Annotated in this window: 26 protein-coding genes; 15 read left to right on the top strand and 11 right to left on the bottom strand. The window is 49.2% G+C overall.

Annotation, left to right across the window (positions count from 1 at the left end; translation table 11 throughout):
• The first annotated feature begins 96 nt into the window (after window positions 1-96).
• Window positions 97-3096 carry an AIR synthase-related protein gene (locus LGS26_RS04740; protein ID WP_237889722.1) on the top strand — a complete coding sequence of 1000 codons (3000 nt, stop codon included), beginning with the start codon at window positions 97-99 and terminating at the stop codon, window positions 3094-3096.
• 8 nt (window positions 3097-3104) lie between these two features.
• A complete protein-coding gene (locus tag LGS26_RS04745; RefSeq protein WP_237889724.1) occupies window positions 3105-3704 on the top strand; it encodes an uL29 family ribosomal protein in 600 nt (199 codons plus the stop codon).
• Here LGS26_RS04745 and LGS26_RS04750 read toward each other — a convergent pair.
• Window positions 3634-4365, bottom strand: coding sequence for a class I SAM-dependent methyltransferase (locus LGS26_RS04750; protein ID WP_237889725.1), 732 nt, complete (start codon window positions 4363-4365; stop codon window positions 3634-3636). The genes LGS26_RS04745 and LGS26_RS04750 overlap by 71 nt on opposite strands.
• A 362-nt stretch (window positions 4366-4727) precedes the next feature.
• Here LGS26_RS04750 and LGS26_RS04755 point away from each other — a divergent pair, with 362 nt between their 5' ends.
• The 4 genes from LGS26_RS04755 (at window position 4728) to LGS26_RS04770 (ending at window position 6720) form a co-directional block, all read left to right on the top strand.
• Window positions 4728-5261, top strand: coding sequence for an epoxyqueuosine reductase QueH (locus LGS26_RS04755; RefSeq protein WP_330873336.1), 534 nt, complete (start codon window positions 4728-4730; stop codon window positions 5259-5261).
• A gap of 78 nt (window positions 5262-5339) precedes the next feature.
• Window positions 5340-5489 carry a DUF2905 domain-containing protein gene (locus LGS26_RS04760; protein WP_330873341.1) on the top strand — a complete coding sequence of 50 codons (150 nt, stop codon included), beginning with the start codon at window positions 5340-5342 and terminating at the stop codon, window positions 5487-5489.
• Complete coding sequence (locus tag LGS26_RS04765; RefSeq protein ID WP_237889728.1) at window positions 5486-5890, top strand: QcrA and Rieske domain-containing protein; 405 nt, start codon at window positions 5486-5488, stop codon at window positions 5888-5890. The genes LGS26_RS04760 and LGS26_RS04765 overlap by 4 nt, the downstream gene beginning before the upstream one ends.
• Window positions 5887-6720, top strand: coding sequence for a cytochrome b N-terminal domain-containing protein (locus LGS26_RS04770; RefSeq protein WP_237889729.1), 834 nt, complete (start codon window positions 5887-5889; stop codon window positions 6718-6720). Before LGS26_RS04765 ends, LGS26_RS04770 begins: the two co-directional genes overlap by 4 nt.
• 148 nt (window positions 6721-6868) lie before the next feature.
• Here LGS26_RS04770 and yajC read toward each other — a convergent pair whose 3' ends face one another.
• From yajC to mfd, 4 genes are all read right to left on the bottom strand, one after another.
• On the bottom strand, window positions 6869-7213 hold the full coding sequence (gene yajC, locus LGS26_RS04775) for a preprotein translocase subunit YajC (protein WP_237889732.1): 345 nt from the start codon (window positions 7211-7213) through the stop codon (window positions 6869-6871).
• Window positions 7207-8322: a tRNA guanosine(34) transglycosylase Tgt gene (tgt, locus tag LGS26_RS04780; protein WP_237889736.1), complete on the bottom strand. Its 1116-nt coding sequence runs from the start codon at window positions 8320-8322 to the stop codon at window positions 7207-7209. The genes yajC and tgt overlap by 7 nt, the downstream gene beginning before the upstream one ends.
• Complete coding sequence (locus LGS26_RS04785; RefSeq protein ID WP_237889738.1) at window positions 8319-9818, bottom strand: UDP-N-acetylmuramate--L-alanine ligase; 1500 nt, start codon at window positions 9816-9818, stop codon at window positions 8319-8321. Before LGS26_RS04785 ends, tgt begins: the two co-directional genes overlap by 4 nt.
• Window positions 9819-10020: 202 nt before the next feature.
• Entirely contained in the window at window positions 10021-13581 is a 3561-nt protein-coding gene (gene mfd, locus LGS26_RS04790; protein ID WP_237889739.1) for a transcription-repair coupling factor, read from the bottom strand.
• Between the two features lie 225 nt (window positions 13582-13806).
• Here mfd and LGS26_RS04800 point away from each other — a divergent pair, with 225 nt between their 5' ends.
• On the top strand, window positions 13807-15948 hold the full coding sequence (locus LGS26_RS04800) for a sigma 54-interacting transcriptional regulator (protein ID WP_330873337.1): 2142 nt from the start codon (window positions 13807-13809) through the stop codon (window positions 15946-15948).
• A 178-nt stretch (window positions 15949-16126) separates the two neighbouring features.
• Here LGS26_RS04800 and LGS26_RS04805 read toward each other — a convergent pair whose 3' ends face one another.
• Window positions 16127-16474 (bottom strand): MerR family transcriptional regulator, encoded by a 348-nt coding sequence (locus LGS26_RS04805; protein ID WP_237889741.1) that lies wholly within the window; start codon window positions 16472-16474, stop codon window positions 16127-16129.
• Between the two features lie 385 nt (window positions 16475-16859).
• Between LGS26_RS04805 and LGS26_RS04810 the strand changes: the two genes are divergently transcribed.
• From LGS26_RS04810 to LGS26_RS04820, 3 genes are all read left to right on the top strand, one after another.
• Window positions 16860-17099, top strand: coding sequence for a hypothetical protein (locus LGS26_RS04810; protein WP_237889743.1), 240 nt, complete (start codon window positions 16860-16862; stop codon window positions 17097-17099).
• A gap of 33 nt (window positions 17100-17132) precedes the next feature.
• Window positions 17133-18320 (top strand): NrfD/PsrC family molybdoenzyme membrane anchor subunit, encoded by a 1188-nt coding sequence (gene nrfD, locus LGS26_RS04815; protein WP_237889744.1) that lies wholly within the window; start codon window positions 17133-17135, stop codon window positions 18318-18320.
• Window positions 18321-18512: 192 nt separating this feature from the next.
• Window positions 18513-18926: a MerR family transcriptional regulator gene (locus LGS26_RS04820; RefSeq protein ID WP_237889746.1), complete on the top strand. Its 414-nt coding sequence runs from the start codon at window positions 18513-18515 to the stop codon at window positions 18924-18926.
• A 166-nt stretch (window positions 18927-19092) separates the two neighbouring features.
• On the opposite strand, the gene yihA is transcribed toward LGS26_RS04820, so the two are convergent.
• Genes yihA through cutA form a run of 5 tightly spaced genes read right to left on the bottom strand, consistent with a single transcriptional unit; the run spans window position 19093 to window position 21493 of the window.
• Window positions 19093-19668 carry a ribosome biogenesis GTP-binding protein YihA/YsxC gene (gene yihA, locus LGS26_RS04825; RefSeq protein ID WP_330873342.1) on the bottom strand — a complete coding sequence of 192 codons (576 nt, stop codon included), beginning with the start codon at window positions 19666-19668 and terminating at the stop codon, window positions 19093-19095.
• A 41-nt stretch (window positions 19669-19709) separates the two neighbouring features.
• Window positions 19710-20582 carry an ATP phosphoribosyltransferase gene (gene hisG / locus LGS26_RS04830; protein WP_407932045.1) on the bottom strand — a complete coding sequence of 291 codons (873 nt, stop codon included), beginning with the start codon at window positions 20580-20582 and terminating at the stop codon, window positions 19710-19712.
• The gene (gene hisI / locus LGS26_RS04835) at window positions 20579-20965 is read right to left on the bottom strand and encodes a phosphoribosyl-AMP cyclohydrolase (protein WP_237889751.1); all 387 of its coding nucleotides are present in this window, start codon (window positions 20963-20965) and stop codon (window positions 20579-20581) included. The genes hisG and hisI overlap by 4 nt, the downstream gene beginning before the upstream one ends.
• A gap of 32 nt (window positions 20966-20997) precedes the next feature.
• Window positions 20998-21141: a hypothetical protein gene (locus LGS26_RS04840; RefSeq protein ID WP_237889752.1), complete on the bottom strand. Its 144-nt coding sequence runs from the start codon at window positions 21139-21141 to the stop codon at window positions 20998-21000.
• A 16-nt stretch (window positions 21142-21157) separates the two neighbouring features.
• Complete coding sequence (gene cutA / locus LGS26_RS04845) at window positions 21158-21493, bottom strand: divalent-cation tolerance protein CutA (protein ID WP_237889754.1); 336 nt, start codon at window positions 21491-21493, stop codon at window positions 21158-21160.
• Between the two features lie 127 nt (window positions 21494-21620).
• Between cutA and LGS26_RS04850 the strand changes: the two genes are divergently transcribed.
• The 5 genes from LGS26_RS04850 to plsX all read left to right on the top strand — a co-directional run bounded on the left by LGS26_RS04850 (window position 21621) and on the right by plsX (window position 25329).
• Window positions 21621-22445, top strand: coding sequence for a phosphoribosylformylglycinamidine synthase subunit PurQ (locus tag LGS26_RS04850; protein WP_237889755.1), 825 nt, complete (start codon window positions 21621-21623; stop codon window positions 22443-22445).
• A 181-nt stretch (window positions 22446-22626) separates the two neighbouring features.
• Window positions 22627-23406, top strand: a complete 780-nt coding sequence (tatC, locus tag LGS26_RS04855; protein ID WP_237889756.1) for a twin-arginine translocase subunit TatC — start codon at window positions 22627-22629, stop codon at window positions 23404-23406.
• 88 nt (window positions 23407-23494) lie between these two features.
• Entirely contained in the window at window positions 23495-24040 is a 546-nt protein-coding gene (locus LGS26_RS04860; protein ID WP_237889757.1) for a YceD family protein, read from the top strand.
• 81 nt (window positions 24041-24121) lie between these two features.
• Window positions 24122-24307, top strand: coding sequence for a 50S ribosomal protein L32 (rpmF, locus tag LGS26_RS04865; protein ID WP_237889758.1), 186 nt, complete (start codon window positions 24122-24124; stop codon window positions 24305-24307).
• Window positions 24308-24312: 5 nt separating this feature from the next.
• Complete coding sequence (gene plsX, locus LGS26_RS04870; RefSeq protein WP_237889762.1) at window positions 24313-25329, top strand: phosphate acyltransferase PlsX; 1017 nt, start codon at window positions 24313-24315, stop codon at window positions 25327-25329.
• Window position 25330 lies beyond the last annotated feature (1 nt).

Raw genomic sequence — 25330 nt, forward strand, 5'->3', positions numbered from 1 at the left:
ATACAAGGGCATGATTATTTTTGAGACCTTCGACAAGCACTCTTTGCGGCATGACTTTTTACCTCTTGATTTTTGATAGGATTGACCGGAGGATCTATGGCAGACAGGATCGAGGTCGCGCTTCTTACTAGGCTGAAAGATGCACTAGGGGCGCGGATAACAAAAAGGGCACGAGAAGATCTAGGGCTCGATGTTACAGATGTCAGGACTATTAAGGTCTATCTTATAGACGCAGGGCTTACGCCTGATGAACTTGTTGCGGCCGCAAGGGGTCCGTTTTCAGACCCGGTGATAAATATAGTCTCCGTTGACAGTCCGTTGGCCAAGATGCTTGGTTTTGAATGGGATTGGGTTGTCGAAGTGGGTTTCAGACCAGGCGTTACGGATAATGAAGGGCGGACTGCGAAGGAGGCGCTTGAACTCATGCTTGGCCGGCGCCTTGACCGTCACGAGAGTGTTTATACTTCTGTCCAATATCTTGTCAAAGGCACTCTTGACAGGGCCTCCGTTGAGATCTTGGCCAGTGGACTCCTTGCAAATGCCCTGATACAAAGGACCACTATTGTAGCGCGAGATGAACTGGATGTCTTGTGGCATGAGAGGCGAAATCCTTTCTATCTCGTTCCAAAGGTTAGAGAGGTCATTGATTCTACAGTGGAGGAGATAGACATTTCAGGTTTTTCAGACGATGGGCTTTTAGCCCTCTCGAGACAGAGGCTCCTTGCCCTGAATCTTGAAGAGATGAAGGCCCTGCAGGATTATATAAAAAGGCCGGATGTCCTTGAAGGGCGAGAGGAGGTCGGTCTTGGTGTATATTTTACCGACGTCGAACTCGAGGCCCTTGCGCAGACCTGGTCCGAGCACTGCAAACACAAGATATTCAACGCAAAGATAATTTATGTTGAAGATGGGAAGGAACGTGTCATAGATAGCCTCTTTGACACCTATATAAAGGCTGCAACAGAAAGGATTAGAAGGGACAAGGGAGACAGGGATTTTTGTTTATCGGTGTTCAAAGACAATGCAGGGGTCATTAGATTTAATGAGCGTTACAACGTGGCTTTCAAGGTCGAGACCCATAATAGCCCATCGGCCCTTGATCCTTACGGTGGGGCGCTTACCGGTATCGTGGGAGTAAACCGCGATCCTTTTGGGACCGGCATGGGCTCAAGGCTCATTTTTAACACCGATGTCTTTTGTTTTGGCCCCCCTGATTATGACCGGCCGCTTCCCAAGGGGCTTCTACATCCGAGGCGTATCTTTGAAGGTGTAAGGGAAGGCGTCGAACATGGCGGCAACCAGAGCGGGATACCTACGATAAACGGCTCGATCCTCTTTGATGAGCGTTATATAGGCAAGCCCCTGGTCTTTTGTGGTACCGGTGGACTCATGCCGAGAGAGGTCTGCGGAAGGCCTGGTCATGAGAAAAAGGCCAGGCCCGGCGATTGCATCGTCATGTGTGGGGGCAGAATCGGCAAGGATGGGATACACGGTGCGACGTTTTCATCAGAGGAACTGCATGAGGGGTCGCCTGCTACTGCAGTTCAGATAGGAGATCCGATAACACAGAAAAAGATGACGGATTTCCTCCTAAGGGCCAGAGACCTTTGTCTTTACAACTCCATAACAGATAATGGAGCAGGCGGGCTTTCCTCATCCGTTGGGGAGATGGCCCTGGAGACAGGCGGGTTCGAGCTTCATCTTGACAGGGCGCCCTTAAAATATGAAGGTTTAAGGCCGTGGGAGATATTGCTTTCAGAGGCCCAGGAGCGGATGACCGTCGCGGTCCCGCCAGACAAGCTGGATGAATTCATGGCCCTTGCCGAAAAGATGGACGTCGAGGCCACACACCTGGGGATATTTACCTCTTCGGGCAAGTTCCATTGTCTGTTCAACGGCAAGACTGTGGCCTATCTGGACCTGGATTTTGTGCATAACGGGGTCCCAAGACCAGAGCTAAGGGCGGTGTGGTCGAGGCCGCAATATGAAGAACCGGTGCTTCCAATGCCGGAAAACCTTGGATCGGAGTTAAAAGACCTGCTTTCAAGGTACAATGTATGCAGCAAGGAATATGTGGTCCGCCAGTATGATCATGAGGTCCAGGGCGGTAGCGTCATAAAGCCGCTTTCCGGTGCATTGCACGATGGCCCGAGCGACGCCGCGGTCATCCGCCCCGATCTCGATTCTTTTGAAGGCCTTGTAGTTGCCCACGGCATCTGTCCGCGTTACAGCGACATCGATACATATCATATGGTATGTGCTGCCGTGGATGAGGCGGTAAGAAATGCGGTCGCTGCCGGAGGGGATATGGATTATATGGCCGGGCTTGACAATTTCTGCTGGTGCGATCCGGTTCACTCCGAGAAGATACCGGACGGCCACTATAAGCTTGCCCAGCTTGTGCGGGCCAACAAGGCCCTTTATGATATATGCACTGCATACGGCATCCCGTGCATTTCCGGTAAAGACAGCATGAAAAACGATGCATTCATCGGCGGTGTGAAGATATCGATCCCCCCTACCTTGCTCTTTTCCATCATAGGGAGGATGGATGACGTAAGGCAGGCGGTCACCATTGATGCAAAACGGCCGGGAGACCTTGTGTATGTCCTGGGCGTAACTTATCCTGAGTTAGGGGCGTCTGAATATTACGCCAAGTTCGGTTTTGTTGGAAACAGCATCCCAAGGGTTAGGATGGAGGAGGCATCCAGGAGGTATCATTTGGTTTCAAGGGCGATCAAGGCAGGTCTTATCGCCTCATGCCATGACTGCTCTGACGGCGGTCTTGGTGTGGCCATCGCCGAGACGGCGTTTAGTGGCGGCTTAGGGATGGACATCGACCTTGAAAAGGTGCCGAGACAAGGTGTTGATCGCCTTGATACGCTGTTATTCAGTGAGAGCCAGAGCAGGTTTGTTGTGACGGTGCGTCCCGATTTCAGATTCGTATTTGAAGAGACTATGGCAGGGACAGAGTTTGCGATGATCGGGACAGTGAGTCCTCGGCCTTTGCTGATATTTGAGTTCGGGGGCAACGTGGTGCTGAAGGAAGATATCTATGCACTTAAAGAGGCCTGGCAGAGACCCCTTTCGTGGTAGTATTGCAGATGAAGATGACTGGCGATGGTTTTGCAGGTTATAAAAAACCGTTTGCCCCAATCGACATAGTTGCCATGCTTGAGGAAGAGGCCTTCATGATCCTTCATTCCGGGGAGATCCCCGAGATAGCTTATCATGGCGCCGTTTATTACTTGACCGAAGATCCTGACGGCCCTGGTTTATCCATGGAAGATATAGGCGAGAACGGTTTGATGCATCTGAAGACTGCCGTTGTTGACCGCTATCGTCTTATAATCTTGAGGGATATGGATCCAGCCAACCGAGATAAGCGCATATATAGGGGCCTCCAGAGGGCCTTAATCAACTGGGAGAGGCTTAAGGCCTTTGCATTGAGGGTGCCAATGGATATAGGGAGTATTAAAAGAGAAATAGCAGCAGCACTCAAGTCTTTTCTTGCCCGGGAGTCCTCGGATGTTTCGAGCGGTGCCAGGCCGACGTCGATAAATTGTACTCTCGACGTATTGCTTGATTTCGCCGCCGACCTAGGCCTTGCTGATCCTGATGTACTCGATTATATTAAGAAACTCTCGCCTTTCCTTGTCTGTGCTGATGCGTCTTCTGAATCCCTTTGTTGTTGCGGGCCCTGAGAAGCGTCCAGTATCCAAACATATTGACAGGGCTTTTTTCTATAAGTTCTAGGCTTGTGTCTTTAATGAAATCGTCCAGACAGAAGTTCGGTCTGAATCCAAGATGCTTCGATAAAGGGGCGACCATGCATTCGATTTTGCCTATCAGTGGGTTGCCGTGACGGAAGTGATTTACAATAAATATCTCACCTTCAGGCTTACATACCCTCTTCATCTCATTGATGAGGCGTTTTGGGTTTGGAACGACCGACGCCACGTACATAGCCACGACCTTGTCGAAGCTGTTATCAGGGAACGTCATTGCCTCCGCATCCATGATTTCAAGGGATTCTACATGGTCAAGGCCACATTTTTCTTTTCGTTTACGGGCCTGCTCCAACATCTCCGGCGAGATGTCTATGCCTGTAATCCTGACGTTACGCGGATAGATAAGGAGCGAAAGCCCTGTCCCCACTCCAACCTCAAGTATCCTATCTCCGTTTGAGAGGTTCATTCGTTCTATGACGGAACGGCGGCCAGGATTGAAGATGGCGCCGAAATAAAAGTCATAGACTTGCGCATAACGACGGTAGGCTTTTTTTATGGCATTGATATCTAAATCTATGTTTGCGGTCTTTTTTTGGCCTCGTCTTACGATCCGGCCTGTTTTTTGAAATGGCATAAAAGAACTCCTAATAGTCTGATTCAGCTGCGGGTCAGATAATAAACCATTTTTTTAATAACGGTTAGATGGAGATGCAGGTAAAATTTTAAAAAATAATTTATTGCATCTCCGACTAAGATGCAAAGCCTTTGTCAAAAACATCTGATGTTAGAACAACCCTTCCGATACATCGAGCGTCGCTTGTACACCATATTATCCATAACTGTGTATTTGCGTAGCGGATTGTTGCGGGCAAGGCCGTATGGGATATATAATATAAATTTGATTGTTGACCACTCGGCCTTGAAATTTTATTTTAGTCTATGGATTTGATGATTCATATATGCTGTGGTCCTTGCCTCGCCTATCCGGCTGATGTTTTGAAGAAACAAGGGGTGGATGCAGTGGGCTATTTTTATAACCCGAACATACACCCATTCACAGAGCTTGAAAAAAGACTGGAGGCCCTCAAGACAGTCGCCGAGACCTATGGGTTGCCTGTTATCCATGACGAAGAGATCTATGGACTCGAGACATGGCTTGTTGAGATGGGCGGGAGATTCAAGGTCGATGAAAGATGTCCAGTCTGCTACAGGATGCGCGTGGAAAAGGCTGCAAAAAAGGCTGCGGAGTTAGGAGTTCCATATTACACTACAACGCTCCTTTACAGCAGGTACCAACGCCATGGACTCATACGCGAGATAGGCGATGAGGCTGGCAGGCGTTATGGTGTAGTATTCTATTACCAAGACTTTCGCAGTGGATGGAATGAAGGTATAGCCATTTCAAAGAGGCTTGGTATATACAGACAACCCTATTGCGGCTGTATCTTCAGCGAGGCAGAACGTTATGCTAAAAGGATAAAGAGGCTCAGGGGAGATTTTTCGGCCAGAAATCAAATTGCAGGTTTATAAGTAAAGATGAATATCATTCCTGAATTTGGAAAGACGCTTATAATAATTGGTGTATTACTTGCAGTCATAGGATTTGTCATGATCTTCGGGCCTAAGATTCCATATCTTGGTAGATTGCCTGGGGATATTGTCATTAGGCGAGAAAATTTTATCTTTTATTTTCCGCTCGCTACATCTATTATAATAAGTATAATTCTTACCATAATATTTTCTATATTCCGTAGATGAACCGGAGATATCTGCTCAAAAAGGCCGCAAAATGGGGCCTGGCGGCCGTTTTTGCCTATCCGATATATGCCTTTGTGTCATATGTAAGGCTCCGTCCACCGAAAGAGGTGAAGGTGCACACAAGGCCCAAAGGCGATGAGCCGGTCATGGAGGCCGAGTTTGCCTTGTTTGAGACGCCGGAGGGGCCGATAGCCGTCTCCAGGCAATGCACCCATCTTGGGTGCACTATCAATTACATGGGGCGCAAGAAAGGCTTTGTGTGTCCATGTCATCAGAGCCACTTTTCATGGGACGGGAGATATATCTCAGGCCCTGCAAAAAAGGACCTCCCGCGGTTCGCCGTAAAGAAGCTTGCAGGCAAGGGCGGGTATATAGTAGAGATACCGCGGGGGTTGCCTTGACCTCCTTTGGACGTGTGGGTGAGCTTACAACATCCACCCTTCTTGTTTCAATCCTTTCGGGCCTTGTGGTGGCGTATCAATACGAAGTGGCGGATCCATTTATATCGTGTGCTGCGATGGAGGCCCTCATTCCGTTTGGTCCATTTTTCAGGGCGCTCCATTTTTGGTCGAGCCAGGCATTCTTGCTCCTCTTGGGTCTTCATATAGTACAATCCATTCCAAGGCTATCCATTATCTACGCCACGGTGGAGGGTCGTATCTACTGGACCGTTTTGGTCGTTTGTCTTGTGCCCCCTGCGGTATTTGCGCTGTTTACAGGCTATGTCTTGAGGTGGGATGCGACTGGTAAGGCGGCTGGCATGATTGCGGAGCACCTGCTTTTAGACATACCGGTGCTTGGCCGTACACTTGACCGTTTTTTTGTGGCCATTGCCAATGAAGGGCTGAACAGAGTCTATGCAGTGCATATACTCCTTGCCGCAATACTTTGGGGTATAGGGACATGGTATCATACAAAACGGGTGTTTTTAAGGTGGTGGGCATGGTTCGCAGTTCTTATAGCATCTGGTTTCGTAAGTCTTATTTTTCATGCCCCCATAGACCTCCCGCAGCAGGCGTCAGGCCTTATCAAGGGTCCATGGTTTTTCCTCGGGGTGCAGGAGCTCTTGAGATATTTGCCCCCTGTTGTAGCGGGTGTCATCTATCCTGTCATGCCCGTTTTTGCCCTTGCAGTCCTTGCCTGGGTCAGGGACAAGAGACCATGGCTATGGTTTATCGCAGGTTGGGGGCTGACCTATCTAGGGCTTCTTCTTTTGATGAGCATCAGATGACAGATCCGCACACCGATCCTCTTTTGTAAAGGTAGAGGTGGATTGCTGCATAGGGTCTCCCAAAGGAACTGTTATGGATGGTCCATGGAGTCGTTCTAGGCAGAACCAAATCCAGAAATCTTTGCAGCGTAATTGATCGGTGCAGCCTTTATTCCTGCTTTGCGGCTTCAGTCTTTGAAGGTCCTGGACCTGAGATGTGCGACCTTGCGACCTTGATCTTTATATTGTCGCCCACATCAAGGGTTACAACCTTTTCTGTGAGGCCGGTGATCCTGCCGATGATGCCGCCTGCCGTGGTCACCTCTTGTCCTTTTTCAAGGGAATCGAGGAACTTTTTGTGTTCGTTCGCCCTTTTTTGCTGCGGACGAATAAGAAGGAAATAAAAGATAAAAAAGATGATGACCAGCGGCAGCAGCGACAGAAGCGGATTTCCGGCCTCGCCAGCACCTCCCGACGATGCCCCCATTGCAAACGCTATCGACGTCCCTAGCATAATCCCCCCCTTTTTTGATAAAATACCTGTTTCCAGGCCTGAAATCTACCGTTTTTTATGGCTGTGCGCATTTCCTTCATGAGATCCAGGTAATAATGAAGGTTATGTATCGAAAGGAGTCTGTAAACAAGGAGTTCTTTTGTCATAAACAGGTGCCTGAGATATGCCCTTGAGTAGTTCCTGCATGTATAACAGGTGCATTCAGGATCAATTGGCCTCGGGTCTCTTTGAAAACACGCATTCTTTATAACAATGCCGCCGAAAGAAGTAAAGAGCATACCGTTTCTTGCATTCCTGGTCGGCATGACGCAGTCGAACATGTCTATGCCGCGTAGCGTGCACTCTACAAGGTCTTCTGGCGTCCCGACGCCCATGAGGTAGACCGGATAATGGCGTGGGATCAAGGGCCTTGCGGTATCTATTACCTTGAAGAGCAGTTCCTTAGGTTCTCCTACACTCAGGCCTCCAAAGGCATAACCGTCGAAGCCAATATCCAGGAGCGCCTCTGTGCTCTTTTGTCTGAGTTCAAAGGACATGCCGCCCTGTATGATTCCGAACAGGTGCAGCTCTTCACGACTTTTAGCAGTTTTGCACCTTGCGGCCCAGCGGGTGGTTAGTTCGGTGGAGTTTTTGACCTCTTCATATCCGGCAGGATATGGAATACAGGTGTCGAGGCACATCATGATGTCGGAGCCCAGGGCCTCTTGTATCTCGATGGCGAGTTCCGGGGTGAGCCTGTGATATGATCCGTCAAGGTGGGAACGGAAGATGACCCCGCCTTCCTCGATTTTTCGGAATTCGGCCAGGCTGTAGACTTGAAATCCGCCGCTGTCCGTAAGTATGGGCCTGTCCCATGACATGAATTTATGTAGGCCGCCCATCTCCCTTATCAGCTCGTGGCCTGGTCTCAGATAGAGGTGGTAGGTGTTTGAAAGGATGATCTCGGCACCGCAGTCCTTGAGGTCTTCGGGGCTCAGGGCCTTGACTGTGCCCTGTGTGCCGACAGGCATAAAGCATGGAGTGTCTATCTCGCCATGGCTGCTCAGAAGCCTGCCTGTCCTTGCAAGAGAAGACGGGTCGCAAGCAAGCTCTTTAAAGATCTGTTTCAATGTGCGCCCCCATCCAGAATGGTCGCACATGATTTGCATAAAAGGTCTTTATTCTTCAATGCGCCCAGGAGTCGGTCATGTATGTCTTCAAATGCCCCGTTTGAGAGCACCGCCACCACATCCCCTTTCCGGCACAAAGGGAGAAGTGCCTCCACAATTGCCTTGGCATCCGGGAAAAGGGCCGCATCGATTTTTAACGCCCTTAGGTCTTCCACAAGCCTTTTTGATGAAAATCTGTCTCCAGGCGGGGCCTTTTCAGGGTCAGGCACTTCGCGCACCATTACCATATCGGCGTCGAGAAAGGCCTCAGGGTAGGCATGTTGGAATACCGCCCTTCTAGATGTGTTGGTCCTCGGTTCAAATACCGCGATTATCCGCCTGTCCCGGTATTTTTCTTTAAGCGCCCGGAGTGTCTCCTTTACAGCCGTAGGGTGGTGCGCAAAGTCGTCTATGACAGTAACGCCCGCCTCAATGCCCCTTACCTCTTGACGCCGCTTTACGCCAGGGCAGAGGCTTAGGCCGTGGAGTACCTCCTGTGGGTTGAATCCCAGTTCCATGAGGAGCGCTGCAACACCAAGGGCGTTCAGGGCGTTGTGTCTGCCGGGAAGGCGGATCGCTGCATGGAGTTGTGTCCCGTTTTGCGTCTTAAAGTCGAACTCAGTACCGATATCGTCCGTTCTGTACGACTTGAAATAATAATCTAGATCTTTTGATTCGCCGTATGTGACAACTCTGCACCTTGCATATCTTAGTACATCCCTTACGGCCGGCCAATCGGCGCAGGCTACGATGAGGCCGTCCTGCGGGATGATCTCTACAAAGCGGACGAATGCGGCCTTTACTGCATCAAGGTCTTGGTATATGTCTGCGTGGTCGAATTCGATGCTGGTAAGTATGGCAGCCTTCGGCATATAGTAGATGAATTTAGGTTGTTTGTCGAAGAAGGCCGTATCGTATTCATCCCCTTCAAGGACAAACCACGGCGGGTTTCCCAGATGAAATCCGCTATCATAGGCGTTCAGCACCCCCCCGATCATGAAGCCCGGGTCTTCGCCGGTGCCTGCAAGGGCGGAGACGAGCAGTGAAGATGTGGTGGTCTTGCCGTGGGTACCGGCCACAACAAGCGGTGTCCTCTCGCATAGAAAGAAGTGCGAAAGGGCCTGCGGGAATGACATATACGGGATTTTCTCCCGAAGTACGTAGACCGCTTCGGGGTTGTCCCGTCTTATGACATTTCCGATTATTACAAGATCAGGCATGGTGGACAGATTTTCTTCACCATAACCCAGTTGAACCGGTATCCTGAGCCCTTTTAAGAGTTCGCTCATTGGAGGATACGCCTGGCTGTCAGATCCTCTGACGTTATAGCCTTTTTGTCTTAAAAGTCCTGCAAGCCCGGCCATGCCTGTGCCGCATATGCCCATCAGGTAGATGTCGCGGCAATCCATAGCAAAGGGTCGAGGCGACCTTGGTCTGTTTCCATATCTTCTTGACATTTATAAACCTTTATAAAAGCATAAAAGACCATGCCGATCATCATTTTTGTGGCATGTGAGTCTCGAAATTTTTTGCATAGTAGCTGCCTACACCTTGTGTGGCAAGACAAAACGGCATGGCATTGATTGAAAAAATTTCTCATGTTGGACTATGATCCGTAAGGGTTGGTTAAACGCGTCCATTATCCGGCTTAAAGGGGCATTAGAGAAAGATGCCAGCTGCATCCGCAAGCCCCCTTATCGCTGTTTTTATATCTGAAAGTGATGCCGGTCTACCCTTGTTTTCTTTGAGTTTGAGCGTGAGCCTTCCATCAGGGAGGCTGCCGTAACGTCCTCTTTTTTGCACCTCTTCCAGCAATTTTTCAGGATTTGGCGGACCATTCGGTCCGAATGCAAGCACAAGAGACTCAATCTCGCCTGATGATGTGCCGCTCCTGTCCAGTCTGACGCAGTTTAAGGCCTTTAAAAGGCGCTTTATGGCCATGACTTCGAAAAGGGACAAGACCTCATTTGGAGGTCGGCCGAACCTGTCTTCAAGTTCCTGTAAAAATTCTTCTGCATCGCGGTCATCTTCGAGCCTTGAGAACCTTCGATAGAGCCTCAGGCGTTCCTCTACGTCAGGGCAATACTCATCCGGTATGAATGCGGCCGCTTTAAGGTTGACCTCCGGGTCAATATTGTCCTTTGGCGGGAGGCCCTTGATCTCATCCACGGCGGATTGCAGTAAGTCTAGATAGAGTTCGTAGCCCACATCTACGATCTGGCCAGACTGGGCGAGCCCCAGGATATTCCCTGCGCCCCTGATCCTCAGATCCTCCATGGCGAGCATGAACCCACTGCCCGAAGCAGCGGCCTCCATGACGGCCTTCAGTCTCTTTTGTGTCTCCTGTGTCAGGTCTTCTATGCGCTGGACCAGAAGATATGCATAGGCCTGTTCGCTTGATCTGCCGACCCTGCCTCTCAATTGATAGAGGTCGGCTATTCCAAGGGTGTCGGCCCTGTTTATGATTATAGTGTTGGCGGATGGTATGTCTATGCCTGATTCGATTATAGTGGTACAGATCAGGCAGTCCGTCTCACCCCTTACGAAGCGGATCATGATGTCTTCAAGGGTCTCTGCATCCATCCTGCCGTGGGCCGTCTCGACCCTTGCCTTCGGGACGAGCCTTCGGATGTGATCCGCTATCCGCTCGATCCCTTTTACCCTGTTATGTATGAAAAAGACCTGTCCACCCCGCTTAAGTTCCTTTTCTATCGCCTCTTTTATGAGAGAATCATCAAATTCAGCAAGGAATGTCTTTATCGGCAGTCGTTCCCTTGGCGGAGTCTTGATGACAGAGATGTCTCTCAGACCGAGGAGTGAGAGCTGGAGCGTCCTCGGGATGGGAGTGGCGGTCATGGTCAGGCAGTCGACGTCCTGTTTGAGCCTTTTCAGACGTTCCTTGTGTCTAACCCCGAAGCGGTGCTCCTCGTCCACTATCAAAAGCCCAAGGTCTTTAAAGCGGACGTCGGCTCCAAGGAGCCTGTGGGTGCCGACCAAGATGTCAATGAGGCCCTGTCTGGTCTTTTCGAGGATCTCTCTTTGCTCCTGCGCTGACTTTAGCCTGCTAAGTGCAGCTATGGTGACCGGAAATTTAGAAAATCTCTGCCTGAATGTCCGTTCGTGCTGTTCGGCCAGAAGCGTTGTGGGGACCAGCACCGCCACCTGTTTGTTGTCGCAGACTGCCTTGAACGCCGCACGCACCGCCACTTCTGTCTTGCCGAAGCCGACATCCCCGCAAAGTAGTCTGTCCATGGGCCTCGGGCGCTGAAGGTCATTGATGACTTCTTCGATTGAGGCGGCTTGATCTTCCGTCTCTTCATAGGGAAAGGCTGCCTCAAACTGCCTAAACATCGCATCGGGCGGCGAAAAGGCATACCCTTCGCGTGTCATCCTTTCGGCATACAACTCCACCAGTTCGTGCGCTACCGCATAGACTGCCTTCTTTGTCTTTTGTTTGGCGAGCTGCCAGCTGGCGCCACCAAGCCTGTCAAGCCTTGGCTCCCTGCCTTCTATCCCGATATAACGCTGGATGAGTCCCAAACGGTCGATCGGCAGGTAGAGCTTGTCCATATCCCTGTACTCAAGGTGCAGATATTCGCCCGGTATGCCACCTGCCTCAAGCCTGACAAGCCCCTTGTATATCCCAATGCCATGGTCCCTGTGGACCACAAAGTTGCCCGGCCTGAGTTCTTCAAAGACCACTTCTTCTATGCCTGCCTGTCTTTTCTTTTGAATGGGCCGCCTCGAAGGCGCCTTGGAGCCTAGGAGTTCATCTTCTGTTATAAATACAAGCGGGACCGATAAAGATGGGATGACAAAGCCCGACGATAGTCCACCACAGTATATCTCTAGCCCGGGCCCATTTGGTTCTTCAGTAAATGGAGCATTCTTTACGGAGTCAGGGATGAGGCCCTTCATCCAATCGTAGAGGTTGAAGATCTCTCTAAGCTTTCTGCCCTGGCGCTCACCAGGCGCCGCTATCGTCACCCGGCATCCTTCATCGATCAGGTCTTTAAGCCTTTCAAGCGTCGGTCCTAGCAGTTCTTCACCCTTTTTGCTGCCCCTAACGACAGGCGTGATGGACGGTCTCGTGGCGCCGATGGTGATGGGTTCCATCTTCGATGTAGGGATTCCGAAGGCACGGATGTCTGATGGCGATTCTATCTTTATGTCCCTTAGGATGATGTCGGTCCTGTCTCTGATCCACGAGGATACGACCTCTTTTTTAATAAAGAGTTCGTCGAATTGGGCCATAATCCTTTGCGACCCGAGGGCTGCCTTGTGGTTGCTGCGTGCGTTCAGGAGGAAGGAATCAATGACTTGTTCGAGCGAGTCAGGATCTTCGAGCGCCAAAATCCCATCTTCTGGGAAAAAGTCCTTGATGGAAGAAGGTGTCTTGTAAATAATTGGGATCAGGGTGAGCGCCCCCTCAGCGAGCCTTTTTGATTCAAGTTGTTGGATGGTTTCAGTTAATTGCCCGGAAGGCCAGTCAAGATGCTGGGCGCGTTCTATGATTTCATGTTGCGCCTTCTCAATGAGATTGTCATCAAAAACAATCTCGCCCGCAGGCAGGAGTGTCAATGCATCGATCTTCTCGATGGATCGCTGTGACGCTGGGTCAAAGAGGTTTATTTCCTCCACCATGTCGCCGAAGAAGTCGATCCTTGCCGGAAATTGCCCTGAATACAGGATGGGAGGGGGGAAGACATCTAATATCCCGCCGCGCACGCTGAATTCTCCTCTGGATCTGACGTTCGTCTGCCGTTCATAACCTGACTTTATAAGCCAAGAGATCAGGGCCTCTCGGTCCGTCTCCTCGCCGGTTTCTATATATTCTACTGATCTGATAAGTATGTCTCTGGAGATGGTGAGCTCGGACAAGGCCTGAACAGGGGCTACGGCAATGTATGGGCCGTCAAGGGTCGCCATCTGATATAGGATTGAGATGCGGTTTGCCATGGTCTCATAGTTGGGGATGACGGGCATAAAAGGCATAAAGTCATGGAGATGATAGACAAAGACAGGCAGATCTGTAAAAAATGTCAGGTCCATCCCCATCTCTTCGGCCCTTCTCGGCCCGGAAGTGATATAAAGAACAGCGCGGCCTGTGACCTTGGCAAGCCTTGAAATCAGCCATGATGGGGCGCTTGTGCAGAGACCGTTAAGTTCGAGGATCCTGTCTCGTTTTTTTATTCGGGTTGATAATTCCGTTAAATCCATTTTGTACTCGGTCTGTTCTTGAAAGTATGCGGTTTCATGTTTAATTATGAAAAAGACTATTCGCCATGCCTGGCGTTCTATTCATGTATTCAAAGAGAGGCTGCTTTTGTAGTCAAGCCCTGATATTACCGTTAGATGTCTTTGCCTATCTAGATGTAGGTTTTTGTCAGGCGTCGGTGTTGGACGGGCTGTCGGTTTAAGCGTTTGGTCTGGGGAGCAAGTTAAATGTCAGAGAACGAAGGAAGGATTGAAAAACAGCTGGCCACAAAAACCGTTCGTCCAAATGACGCCCTGTTTATTGTGAATGCAAACTGCAAGGTCATATACTTCAATGAGGCCGCCAAGAGGTTTACAGGCCTTGGATTTGCAGACCTCATGGGTGCGGATTTCAAATCATTATTTATAAAGAAGGCCGACGAACAGCTTCCATGTATCTGTGATGATATACAGGCCGGGCGAGTTATTCGCAACCGCCGCGTATTCTTTTCGGAGAAGGTCAGGAGAGAAAGGGAGGCCATGTTCATGACCGTCCTCCCTTGTTTTAACGAGGAAGACGGGTTTGATGGGGCGGTTGTTCTCCTCAGAAACTCTGTGGATGAGACTGTGATATCCGAGTTGGCCCTTGAGAGTATAGCAGATGGTGTATTTGCGGTGGACAAGGATTGGCGGATAAGATCGTTTAATTCTGCCGCGGAAAAGATTACTGGCTGGTCTAAAGAAGAGGCGATAGGCAAGCGGTGCAGCGAGGTGTTCCACTCAAACATATGTGAGGCCGGACATATCCAAAAGGCGCTCGGGCAGATAGCGCGATGTTATCCGTTTAATACGGAGGTGTGTGAGACCAGATGCATCCTGGCCAAAAGCATCGAGATACAACGGCCTATAGCCAATGAAACCATCTTTATAAAGAGGCGGGACGGACGCAGTTTACCTGTTAGCATAAGCGCTGCGCCGCTCCTGGACAATACAGGGGACGTGATAGGCGGCGTCGAGACCTTCAGGGATATCACATCCGAGGTGGAGCGCAAGCTGATCCTTGAGAGCATAGCAGATGGGGTCTTTACCGTGGACAAAGATTGGCGGATCACGTCTTTTAATCGGGCCGCGGAGAATATCACGGGCTACACCGCCGAAGAGGCCATCGGTAGGCACTGTCATGAGATATTTCAATCGAGTATCTGCGGCGAGGCCTGTGCCCTTGCAAACAGCATAAAGAATAAGACCCCAGTACGCAACAGATCGATCTTCATAAGGCACAAGAGCGGCAAAAACATCTCGATCAGCATAAGCGCTGCGCCGCTCCTGGACAATACAGGGGACGTGATAGGCGGCGTCGAGACCTTCAGGGATATAAGCGCCATCATGACCCTCCGTAAGGAGATCACGAAGCGCTATACATTCGGCGATATCATAAGTAAGAGCGCCATAATGAGAAGGAGGGTGTTTGATATCCTGCCTGATATTGCAAGGAGCGACAGCAACGTCTTGATACTCGGTGAGAGTGGGACAGGAAAGGAATTGGTGGCCAGGGCCATTCACAATTTTTCGAGGCGCATGAAAGGGCCATTTGTGGCAGTGAACTGCGGGGCGCTGCCTGACACCCTCCTTGAATCCGAACTTTTTGGCTACAAGGCTGGGGCCTTTACTGACGCAAAGAAAGACAGGCCGGGCCGGTTTGCTGCGGCGGAGAAGGGTACACTTTTTCTTGATGAGATAGGAGACATCTCCCAGGCCCTTCAGGTTAAACTCTTGAGGGTGCTCCAAGACAAAGTCTACGAGCCGCTCGGATCAAACAGGCCGGTGAAGGCCGATGTCCGGATATTGGCGGCCACGAATCGGGATCTCGGCGAACTAGTCAGGGAAGGCAGGTTCAGGGAAGACCTTTATTACCGTCTGAACGTGGTAAAGATACAGCTTCCACCCCTTCGGGAACGCAAGGAGGACATCCCTCTTTTGATTGAGCACTTTATAGCGAAGTTCAACGCCCAAAAGGAGAAGGAGATAACCGGGATATCCCAGGAGGCCGTCGATAGGCTTATGCAATATGACTTTCCTGGCAATATACGCGAGCTTGAAAATATAATAGAATATGCCTTTATCCTTTGTCACGATGGAATGATCCAACTCCAACACCTGCCGGAGCCATTTTGTCAGAAGACCAATGAAGAGCTCTTGCCGGCCATTGATTCAAACAAGCCGCTAGGCCTCGATGAAATAGAAAAGATCGCGATCACCAAGGCCCTTGAGCGCAACAACTGGCGGCGTCTGGCTACATGCAGGGAGCTTGGGATTTCAAAAGATACACTCAGGCGCAAGATCCAGCGTTACGGCATAGAGGCGCCGATAGAGGTGCCAGGAGAGGAATAGATGTCTTGTTTGTCCTCATGGTCTGGGTGCGATACTGCAAGGTTTTGGAATTTATGTTTGTGGTTGCAACGTAGGTAAAAAGATCAGTGGGGCGGCAAGACGGTTTTCCCATCTATTGGTCGTCTGGCCGGCAGACGGTCGCTATGGACAGGTCTTGCGATTATAGATGAACTGTGAGTTATGTATCATCGGTTGAGAAATCTATTTTGCCGCCGCACGTTTCGTGGATTTCAGGTGGGCATCCGGCGACCTTCCAGCAGGGCATGACCTCCAGAAGACGTTTTATCCCAGGGATGCTGATTCCTTCTTCGTGGATCAAAGTGCGCAGACATGTTATCCATTGGATGTCGTTTTGTGAATAAAGCCTCCTGGCCCCGCCGTATTTAGGTCTTATCAGCCCTTCTGTTTCATATATTCTGAGCGTCCTAGGATGCACGCCTATCATGCGCGCCGCAACCCCTATTGGATATATAGGAGTCTGCGGATCCGGGAAGTCGGTTTGTCTTTTGGGTCTGATTTTTGCCATTTCGCATTTTTATTTGTCTTAAATTTAAAAAAGTTGTAATTATTAATTCCTTTAATATTGAATATTAAAATTGTCAATATTTTTTAAAAAATTTTTATATATTTTATAAAGTCTATCATAATGGCGCAAAATGATCCCTTGATTTTTTAAAAAGGATCATTTTGCGCTATATTTTTTATATAAAATGCAAATTAAATTGTAAAGTTCAGTTGCCAAATATTAAATTAACAAAATGTAACATATTATTTTTACAATAAAATTGTCATAAATAAACTGTCATAAGTTATAAAATTATAAAAAGGTATCCATCTTGCAATTTATATAAAACAAAGGACAAAAAAAACGAAAATGAGCCATAGATGAATTGGCTGAAAGGAGCCGAAAAATGAGCGCCCTGACACTATTAGTCCAAAAAATAAATTTATATCTGAAAGATAGTCCGAGAGACAATACACAGACAAAAGATACAGAGGCTTTTAATTTCAGCGAGGCCTTTTGGTTCACTACGACATTTCTCCTTTTCCTTGCGCTCGGGCCTTTTTCGGCAATCGCTGTGGTCTTTGGGGTACTTTCCCTGGCCGGGAAGGGTGATGAAGGCAATGTACCATGTGAAGACTGCAATTAAAAAATGAGAAAATAAATCTTAAGGAGGAAAAAGATGGACACGACAAACGTATCGATCGGCTCATTGGCTGAACAAAGGATGGCCAGCCCTGTGGTCAACAAACTCACACTGCTGTCATTCTTGCTGATGGCGGCCGGCCTGGGGACAGGCGTAGCTGGCTTTTTTGTAGGGCATCAGCATCTCTATGCGGTTACAAGAGATGTGCCGTGGGGGATTCTGATTTCTACCTATGCATTTTTCGCGATTACATCCACCGGACTCTGCCTGTTGGCAGCTATAGGCCATGCCTTCGGCGGGACCCCGGTGGCCCAGTTGGGGAACAGAGCGGTCTATCTCTCTATCATAACGATACTCTCTGCCTTTTCAGTCATCGGTCTTGAGCTTGAGAGCCCGTGGCGTATGCTTGTTTACAACGTAATCTCGCCCAATCTTACATCCAACATCTGGTGGATGGGTACACTTTATGGCCTTGCCGTGGGCTGTATGTTCATCGAATTTATTGCCATATTAACGGGTAGGCTGGGCATGGCGTTGGCTATCGGTGCATTGGGTGCCTTGTCCGAAGTGGGTGCCAATACGAATCTGGGAGCTGTATTTGCAACACTCACCGCCCGCCCGTTCTGGTACGGGGCGCAGCTTCCGGTCTATTTCCTGTGTGCGGCGGTCATGTCAGGCGCAGCTGCAATAATACTTTTCACCTATTTGTCCTATAGGCTTAGGGGCGAAGAGGTAGACGATGGCACAATGTCGGGTATACGGAGTGCAGGCAAGGTGCTTCTTTTGACCATCTTTCTCCTGGCGGTGGCTACTGTGTGGAGAATCCTATCTCTATATACTGGAGGCTCCGAAGAAGGCATAATTGCCACAAATAACCTGCTTTATGGGCCTCTTTCTACCAATTTCTGGCTTTTTGAAACGGCGATTGGCATTGTGATCCCAATGGTCATCCTTGTCTTTACCCAAATAAAGAGCATGCCTGCTATGGCGGCGGCTTCCCTCATGGTCCTTATAGGCGGTTTTTTTCAGAGGTATGACTTGGTGGTTGCAGGCCAACAGGTCCCCCTCTTTTACGGGTGGGATAATCTGCCGAGTTATGTGGGTTATGCGCCGTCTGCAGGCGAGCTTATGGTAGTCATGGGTGGCATAGGTCTTACTATGACAGGCTTCTTTATCGGAGAGAGGTTGTTTGGTAAGCTGTTCCGCCAGGCAGGACATCATTAACTCTTAAATAGACAAATAGACAAGGTTCGGGCCTGGATAATCGGCGATTGCCCTGAAACGGCATGATGAGCAAGGGGTCCTTAAAATAAGGACCCCTTGTAGAGATTAGGATTGCGTATAAAAAGACTGAAAAAGATTTCGGGCAGGCGACGTCACAGAGATAAGGGTCACAGAGATAAGGATGGTATGCACATGGTCACAATGACAGAAGAGGTCCAAAAAAGGTCGAGACACATTGACGATACAGGGTCAGGTCCCGTTGAAACGGAACTTTGGCAGCCCATTGATAATGTAGATCCGGACAAGCCTATCTTTTCCATCGGGGCTGCGTCAGCCATGCTGGAGGTCCATCCTCGAACGCTTCGCATCTATGAAGAGGAGGAATTGATAAGGCCGACGAGACGTGGCCAGCGACGTTATTATTCCCTTAATGACATACAGTGGATAACATGCCTGAGGTCGATGATACACGACCACGGGGTTAGCATAGCCGGTCTCAAGAAACTGTTGCAGTATACAGCCTGTTGGAATATAGTGAAATGCCCTATGGAAAAGAGGAAGGTATGTACGGCCTATCATTCACTGGGCCTACTCCATGACAGGTAGGTTCTTTTATGCAAGACATCCTGTTGCTCATCTTTATTGTCATCGTATGGTTCGGTATCAACCGCTGGCTGCTTCCAAGGTTTGGTGTACCCACCTGAGCTGCCCCTTCTTGCGAGATCGGGTCTCGGTCTAAAAAGAAAGACAAAAGATAAATATAATGGCTGGATTACCCTAGGTCCAGAATACGTCTTCTTAAGGTATCTATCCCCTCTCCGGTGCGCGCCGAGGTCAAGAGGGGGGTCTCTGTAAGCGAAGGCAAGGCGCGCATGATCGTCTTTATCTGTGCCGTCCTTTTGGGTTGGGATAGCTTGTCAGCCTTGTTTAGTACAACCAGGGCGTTGATCCTAAGGGCGCTGAGATAATCCAGGAGCTGTATATCCATCTGGTCAGGCATCCGTCTTATGTCAAAGATGCAGACAACCGTCTTGATGTTTCGTCTTGATTTAAGATATTGTTCGATCAAGGTCTTCCATTTGACCTGGATCTCTTTGGGTGCCTTTGCAAATCCATAACCTGGTAAATCGACGAAGAATATCCGCTCGTTTGCCAAAAAGAAATTTATGGTCTGTGTAAAACCAGGCATCGAGCTCACTTTTACCAGGCTGTGTCTGGACGAGACGGCATTTATAATAGAAGACTTTCCAGCGTTTGAACGGCCTGCAAATACTATTTCAGGGAGGCGCGCAGGCGGAAATTCCGAGACGGAATATGCGCTTTTTATAAATTCAATCTTTGTTATTATATCCTACCCACCTCTGTCACGTTTTTCGATCCATATTATCTTTATATTACTTTGTTGAGCGAATATTCAATGATCCCTTCAGCACCAGCGGCCCTAAGCCTTGGGATGAGCTCTCTTACTTCTGTTTCATTGATGACGGTCTCTATGGAGCACCAATTCTGATCATAGAGCGGTGATACCGTAGGTGCGTTGAGGCTTGGTAGGACCTCGATAATTGCCTTTATATTGGCGACGGGAACGTTCATTTTGAGCCCTACCAGCCTATCGGCCCTGAGCGCTCCTTGAAGGAGCATGGCGATCTGTTCTATTTTTTGCCGCTTCCATGCATCTTCCCATGCGCGTCTGTTGCATATGAGTTGCGGATTTGATTCCATGAGATCAGCGATTATGGCAAGGCCGTGGGCGCGTATTGTACTCCCTGTCTCCGTAACTTCAACTATGGCGTCTGCCAGACCTGATACTACTTTCGCCTCGGTTGCCCCCCATGAAAATTCCACCTGCACGTTTACTCCATGTTCGGCAAAATAGCGTCTAGTAAAGTTAACGAGCTCGGTCGCTATTTTTTTGCCTTCCAGGTCTTTTATGGAGCGGTAGGGCGCCTCCCGCGGCACGGCAAGGACCCATCTGGCTGGGCGCTTGCTTACCTTTGAATATATAAGATCCGCCACTATGTGTACATCGGAGTCGTTTTCGAGTATCCAATCACGGCCTGTGATCCCTGCATCCATGACCCCTTGCTCCACGTAACGGGACATCTCCTGGGCCCTGCAGATGCTGCATGATATTTCAGGGTCGTCTATGTCAGGGAAATAGCTTCTGTTATGAACGTCTATCCGCCAGCCTGACTTGGCAAAGAGGTCTATCGTGGCTTTTTCGAGGCTGCCTTTTGGGATTCCAAGCTTAAGTATGTTCACTTCGCATATATCTCCTTTGGATCAAAGACCAGCTTACCGACCGTCATCAGGCCACCATCATTTACCATATGATGAAAACAACTTTTAAACCCGGTGTGGCAGGCCGCTCCCCCGATCTGTTCCACCTTTACGAGAATGGCGTCATAATCACAGTCTACATATGCCTCTTTGAGTATCTGTATGTGCCCAGACGTCTCGCCCTTCAGCCAGAGCTTGCCCCTTGACCGGCTCCAGTAATGCACATGTCCTGTCTCAAGGGTCTTTTCCCATGCGAGACGGTTCATGTAGGCCAGCATTAATACCTCGCCGGTCAGCCAATCCTGGGCGATTACGGGCAGGAGTCCGCCGCCCTTGTCAAAGTCAAGTTCAAGTGCCTTTTTCATGGGACGGTTTTTAATAATTTCAGCTGGTCATGTCAAGGTCCCTTATTGATGCTACTGGCGCCATTTGAGCCCACCACGCCGTTGGCCACAATTGGACAAACAGGATAGCCTGCCGGCAATGCAGTAGTCAGGACAACGACTACCAATGGGAAATGTTTCTTCAGTTTGTTATTCATTGTCGAGGAAAATCTCTTAATCTCTTGTTATCTCTATTACCCAGTCTTTATAAGCGGCAAGGGCCTCGATTACAGGGATGGCTATGATCTGCGGGACTTCATACGGGTGTAAGTTCAAGATCGCACGCTCGATCTCTTTGTAGTTTCTGGCCGGGGCCTTTATTGCGCACTGCCATTCCTCTGAAGACTGGATCGCCCCTTTCCACCAATAAAAACTTGATATAGGCCCGCTTATCTGTGCGCAGGCACACAAGCGCCTTTCGACCAGGTGCTCTGCTATGCATCTTGCGTCATCCTTGCTTTCAGTGGTAGTTATTATCTTTATCAGACCTTCTTTGTCTTTCATGTCCATTGTGGTCACCTCCATAATGGTCAGTGAGTTGTTTTTATTGTAAAGATGATAATGTACTATAGCAAAAACAGATTCTATTGTGAAATTTTGATTGGAAAACTGTTTGGAATAATTATTGAGGATAAAAATGGCGGCTAAGGTAAAAGTGATCGTGGTTACTGGTTACGGGACCAATTGTGAGAGAGAGATGGCCCATGCCTCAAGGCTTGCTGGCGCCGATCAGGTTGATATCGTCCATTTAAGCGATCTGCTCGATGGCACGGTAAGTCTTGGCAGATATCAGTTTCTGAACTTGCCAGGAGGATTTCTGGACGGCGACAACCTCGGCTCCGCTCAGGTTGGGGCGCACAGGCTCAAATATGCCAGGGTAAAGGGGTCTGGTGAGCGACTCATGGACCAGTTTCTGCGATTTGTAAGGGACGGCGGGCTTATTCTTGGTGTCTGCAATGGGTTTCAGCTCCTTGTGAAAGCAGGATTGCTGCCAGGATTTGATGGCAACTATGAAGAACGGGTTACAAGCCTCACCTATAACGATTCAGGGAGGTTTGAAGACCGTTGGGTCACGTGCAAGGTTGTGAGGGAGAGTCCGTGTATATTTACAAGGGGCATGGAAACGCTCGAGCTGCCGGTTAGGCACGGTGAAGGTAAGTTTGTGACGCTCGATCAGACGATAAGGGATAGGCTGGTGAGAGAATGCCTTGTGGCTATGCAATATATTTCACCCGTCACCAACGAGCCGACAGGGGAGTACCCTTACAATCCTAATGGATCAGAGCTGGCAGTTGCCGGTGTATGTGACCCTACAGGGCGCATCTTTGGGCTTATGCCGCATCCCGAGGCCTTTAATCACAGAACGAACCACCCAAGGTGGACAAGATGTGATCTGCCTGAAGAAGGCGCAGGGATCGCCATATTCAGAAACGCAGTTGAATATATTCGTGATAATCTATGATAGAGACCATCTAGGGTCTATTTTGTCATTTTTGTAGTAGGTAGATGGCTGGAATTCAGCAAACAAAAGTAAGCGGTATATCTTCGTTTTTGTTGGATGGTGGATCAAGACTATATCTATATTGGCCGTATATGGTAATGGAATCTGTTTTGTAGCCCGACACCTTAATGTCAAGGTCTTTATGCCGGAAAAGATATCAGAAAAAATAGAAAAGACAAAACAGATAACATCGGGCAGTCTCCAGGCCGAGCCTTCATTGGCGAGGGATCTTGCGAGATTCCTCATGTTCATCCGCTGCTTTATTATCGAGACCTTGGTAGTCTTTTTCGTCTCCACGTTTATCATTTATTGGTTTTCACCCCACATATTGGCGGTCATGCAAAGACATCTCGCCACCCCTTGCCTTGCATTTTTCGGGGTCATGGAGCCTGTCGTGGCGCTTTTAAAACTTTCAAGTATAGTGGCCCTTGCATTCATTGCGCCTTTTGTGGCCTTCCGGGTATCTCAAGGACTCGCGGCGGTCTTTGGGATGACAAGGCGCTTTTCCTTTATGGTTGCCGCAAGTTCGCTGATCCTGTTCTATTCCGGCGCTGCATTTTGCTATCTTGTGACACTGCCGTTCGGCGCAAGATTTCTTTTGGAATATCAATCAGAGCACCTCAGGCCGATTATATCGGTTGGGCGTTTTGTGGATTTTGCCGGCTTTTTTATGCTTGGATTCGGGTTCATATTTGAGTTGCCGCTTCTCATGACTGTGTTGTGTCGGCTAAATGTCTGCAGTTATAAACTGTTCGTACGTCAGAGGCGTTATGCAATACTTCTTATAAGTATTGTAGCTGCGGTGCTTACACCAACGCCGGATGTATTCAATATGACGCTTATGGGATTACCGCTGTATTTTTTATATGAACTTGGTATAATCTTCGCCAGAATGAACAGCCGGTTAGGATCTTGTCCTTGACAATGGTCTGTCAGCATATATAGTTACCTGTTTATTGAAAAGACGCGCGTATCGACCGGCCAGGCAGGTTGAGATATCTTAAAGTAATATGGATAAAATTACATACCCTGACAGGTATCTGATATCTATAGAAGATATCCCCGAAGAGGGTCTATGTGTCCATTGCGACGACGTATCTAATATCCTGTCTGATCAGGACGACCCGGCCCTTGCAGGGCCGGTGGGGGCCGATGTCTGTCTTAATAGAGTGGACGGCCTGATATATCTTCAGGGTTCTGTCAAGGCCGCAGTGAACCTGGTTTGCGACCGCTGCCTGAATCCATATCAGTTAGATATAGATGCGGCTTTTTCTTATCTGCTGATCCCACAGTCCCTTGAAAAGGAAGGGTTTGATGCGGCAGCAAAAGGAAAAGATGCGGAGATATTGACTTACAATGGGAAAGATGTCCCTTTTGGCGAGATATTGAGGGAACAGATCTTGCTTCAGATACCTTTTCGGAGGTTGTGCAATGATGGCTGCAAAGGGATATGTCCTTCATGTGGGGCCGATCTCAACAAAGAGGCATGCCACTGTGAAAAAGATATAAAACAGGGCCCCTTTACTGTTTTAAAGGGATTGAAGATGCGACCTTGATCGGGCATCATGAGATGCATGCACTTGGGTTATATGTAGAATTTTGGCACTCGATAATATTTTTTATGGAGGTAATTATAAATGGGCATCCCGAAGAAGAAACCATCCAGAGCAAGGAGGGGAAACCGTCGTTCTCATGATTCGTTGACCCCTCCGTGTTTTTCTGCATGTCCGCAATGCACTGAACCCAAGCTCTCGCATAGGATATGCCCTCAGTGTGGGACATATAAGGGCAAGGTTTTTAATCAGAAAGAAGATATTTCTTAATAACCATGAAGGTAGCGGTTGACGCCATGGGAGGCGACAACGGCCCAAGGGTCTTGATTGAAGGGGCCGTTGCGGCTGCTAGGGAAAAGGGTATAGAGATCACGCTGGTCGGCCGTGAAGATTTGATCAGGAAACACTTGGAACGCATTGGTGCCACTGGCCTTCCTATAGACATATATCCAGCTTCCCAGGTGGTTGAAATGAAGGAATCCCCGGCTGATTCATTGCGGCGCAAGAAGGATTCAACAATCAGGGTCGCTTTTGAGCTTGCAGCTAGGGGTGAGGCGCAGGCTGTAGTAAGTGCTGGCAATTCAGGAGCGACCCTTGCCACTGCTATGGTTACGCTTGACAGGATAAACAGCGTCAGGCCGGCCATTGCAACTATGATGCCGACCCTTAAAGATCCGGTTGTCATGATAGATGTCGGCGCCAACGTGGACTGCAAACCCCATCATCTACTTCAGTTTGGCATAATGGGGGCGGTCTTTGCCAGCAAGGTGGCGAAGACCAGGACTAGACCAAGGGTCGGATTGATGAGCATAGGGGAGGAGGGGTCAAAGGGCAACCTTCAGGTAAGGCGCGCCTATGATCTCCTTTCTGCAAGCGGTTTGAATTTTGTGGGCAATGTTGAGGGCAGGGATGTATTCAAGGGCGAGGTGGATGTAGTCGTCTGTGACGGTTTTGTGGGCAATATCTGTTTGAAGCTTAGTGAGGGTTTTGCAGAGGCTGCGCTTATTATGTTGAGGGCTGAGATGAAGAGGAGTTTCATGGCCAAGATAGGGTACAGGCTTGCCTGGAATGCCTTTCAAAGGTTTAAGAAACGCGTTGATTATTCAGAATATGGTGGTGCGCCCCTTCTGGGGATAAAAGGCGTAGCTATCATATGTCATGGCCGTTCCGGTGTTAAGGCTGTCAAGAACGCCGTATGTATGGCCCACGAGCTTGCCATGGCCGATCTCTCGGGCCAGATTGCCGAGGCCATAGGAAGAGATCCTATAAGACTATCGAGTGCAGTGACCTGAA

Origin of the sequence: Dissulfurimicrobium hydrothermale, from assembly GCF_022026155.1 — a bacterium.
Lineage (GTDB): Bacteria > Desulfobacterota > Dissulfuribacteria > Dissulfuribacterales > Sh68 > Dissulfurimicrobium > Dissulfurimicrobium hydrothermale.

Excerpts from the sequence above, each read along its gene's own strand:
- LGS26_RS04740 (WP_237889722.1), top strand. The coding sequence starts at position 97 with ATGGCAGACAGGATCGAGGTCGCGCTTCTTACTAGGCTGAAAGATGCA.
- LGS26_RS04745 (WP_237889724.1), top strand. The coding sequence starts at position 3,105 with ATGAAGATGACTGGCGATGGTTTTGCAGGTTATAAAAAACCGTTTGCC.
- LGS26_RS04750 (WP_237889725.1), bottom strand. The coding sequence starts at position 4,365 with ATGCCATTTCAAAAAACAGGCCGGATCGTAAGACGAGGCCAAAAAAAG.
- LGS26_RS04760 (WP_330873341.1), top strand. The coding sequence starts at position 5,340 with ATGATCTTCGGGCCTAAGATTCCATATCTTGGTAGATTGCCTGGGGAT.
- LGS26_RS04765 (WP_237889728.1), top strand. The coding sequence starts at position 5,486 with ATGAACCGGAGATATCTGCTCAAAAAGGCCGCAAAATGGGGCCTGGCG.
- yajC (WP_237889732.1), bottom strand. The coding sequence starts at position 7,213 with ATGCTAGGGACGTCGATAGCGTTTGCAATGGGGGCATCGTCGGGAGGT.
- LGS26_RS04785 (WP_237889738.1), bottom strand. The coding sequence starts at position 9,818 with ATGTCAAGAAGATATGGAAACAGACCAAGGTCGCCTCGACCCTTTGCT.
- mfd (WP_237889739.1), bottom strand. The coding sequence starts at position 13,581 with ATGGATTTAACGGAATTATCAACCCGAATAAAAAAACGAGACAGGATC.
- LGS26_RS04800 (WP_330873337.1), top strand. The coding sequence starts at position 13,807 with ATGTCAGAGAACGAAGGAAGGATTGAAAAACAGCTGGCCACAAAAACC.
- LGS26_RS04805 (WP_237889741.1), bottom strand. The coding sequence starts at position 16,474 with ATGGCAAAAATCAGACCCAAAAGACAAACCGACTTCCCGGATCCGCAG.
- LGS26_RS04810 (WP_237889743.1), top strand. The coding sequence starts at position 16,860 with ATGAGCGCCCTGACACTATTAGTCCAAAAAATAAATTTATATCTGAAA.
- nrfD (WP_237889744.1), top strand. The coding sequence starts at position 17,133 with ATGGACACGACAAACGTATCGATCGGCTCATTGGCTGAACAAAGGATG.
- LGS26_RS04820 (WP_237889746.1), top strand. The coding sequence starts at position 18,513 with ATGGTCACAATGACAGAAGAGGTCCAAAAAAGGTCGAGACACATTGAC.
- hisI (WP_237889751.1), bottom strand. The coding sequence starts at position 20,965 with ATGAAAAAGGCACTTGAACTTGACTTTGACAAGGGCGGCGGACTCCTG.
- LGS26_RS04840 (WP_237889752.1), bottom strand. The coding sequence starts at position 21,141 with ATGAATAACAAACTGAAGAAACATTTCCCATTGGTAGTCGTTGTCCTG.
- cutA (WP_237889754.1), bottom strand. The coding sequence starts at position 21,493 with ATGGACATGAAAGACAAAGAAGGTCTGATAAAGATAATAACTACCACT.
- LGS26_RS04850 (WP_237889755.1), top strand. The coding sequence starts at position 21,621 with ATGGCGGCTAAGGTAAAAGTGATCGTGGTTACTGGTTACGGGACCAAT.
- tatC (WP_237889756.1), top strand. The coding sequence starts at position 22,627 with ATGCCGGAAAAGATATCAGAAAAAATAGAAAAGACAAAACAGATAACA.
- LGS26_RS04860 (WP_237889757.1), top strand. The coding sequence starts at position 23,495 with ATGGATAAAATTACATACCCTGACAGGTATCTGATATCTATAGAAGAT.
- rpmF (WP_237889758.1), top strand. The coding sequence starts at position 24,122 with ATGGGCATCCCGAAGAAGAAACCATCCAGAGCAAGGAGGGGAAACCGT.
- plsX (WP_237889762.1), top strand. The coding sequence starts at position 24,313 with ATGAAGGTAGCGGTTGACGCCATGGGAGGCGACAACGGCCCAAGGGTC.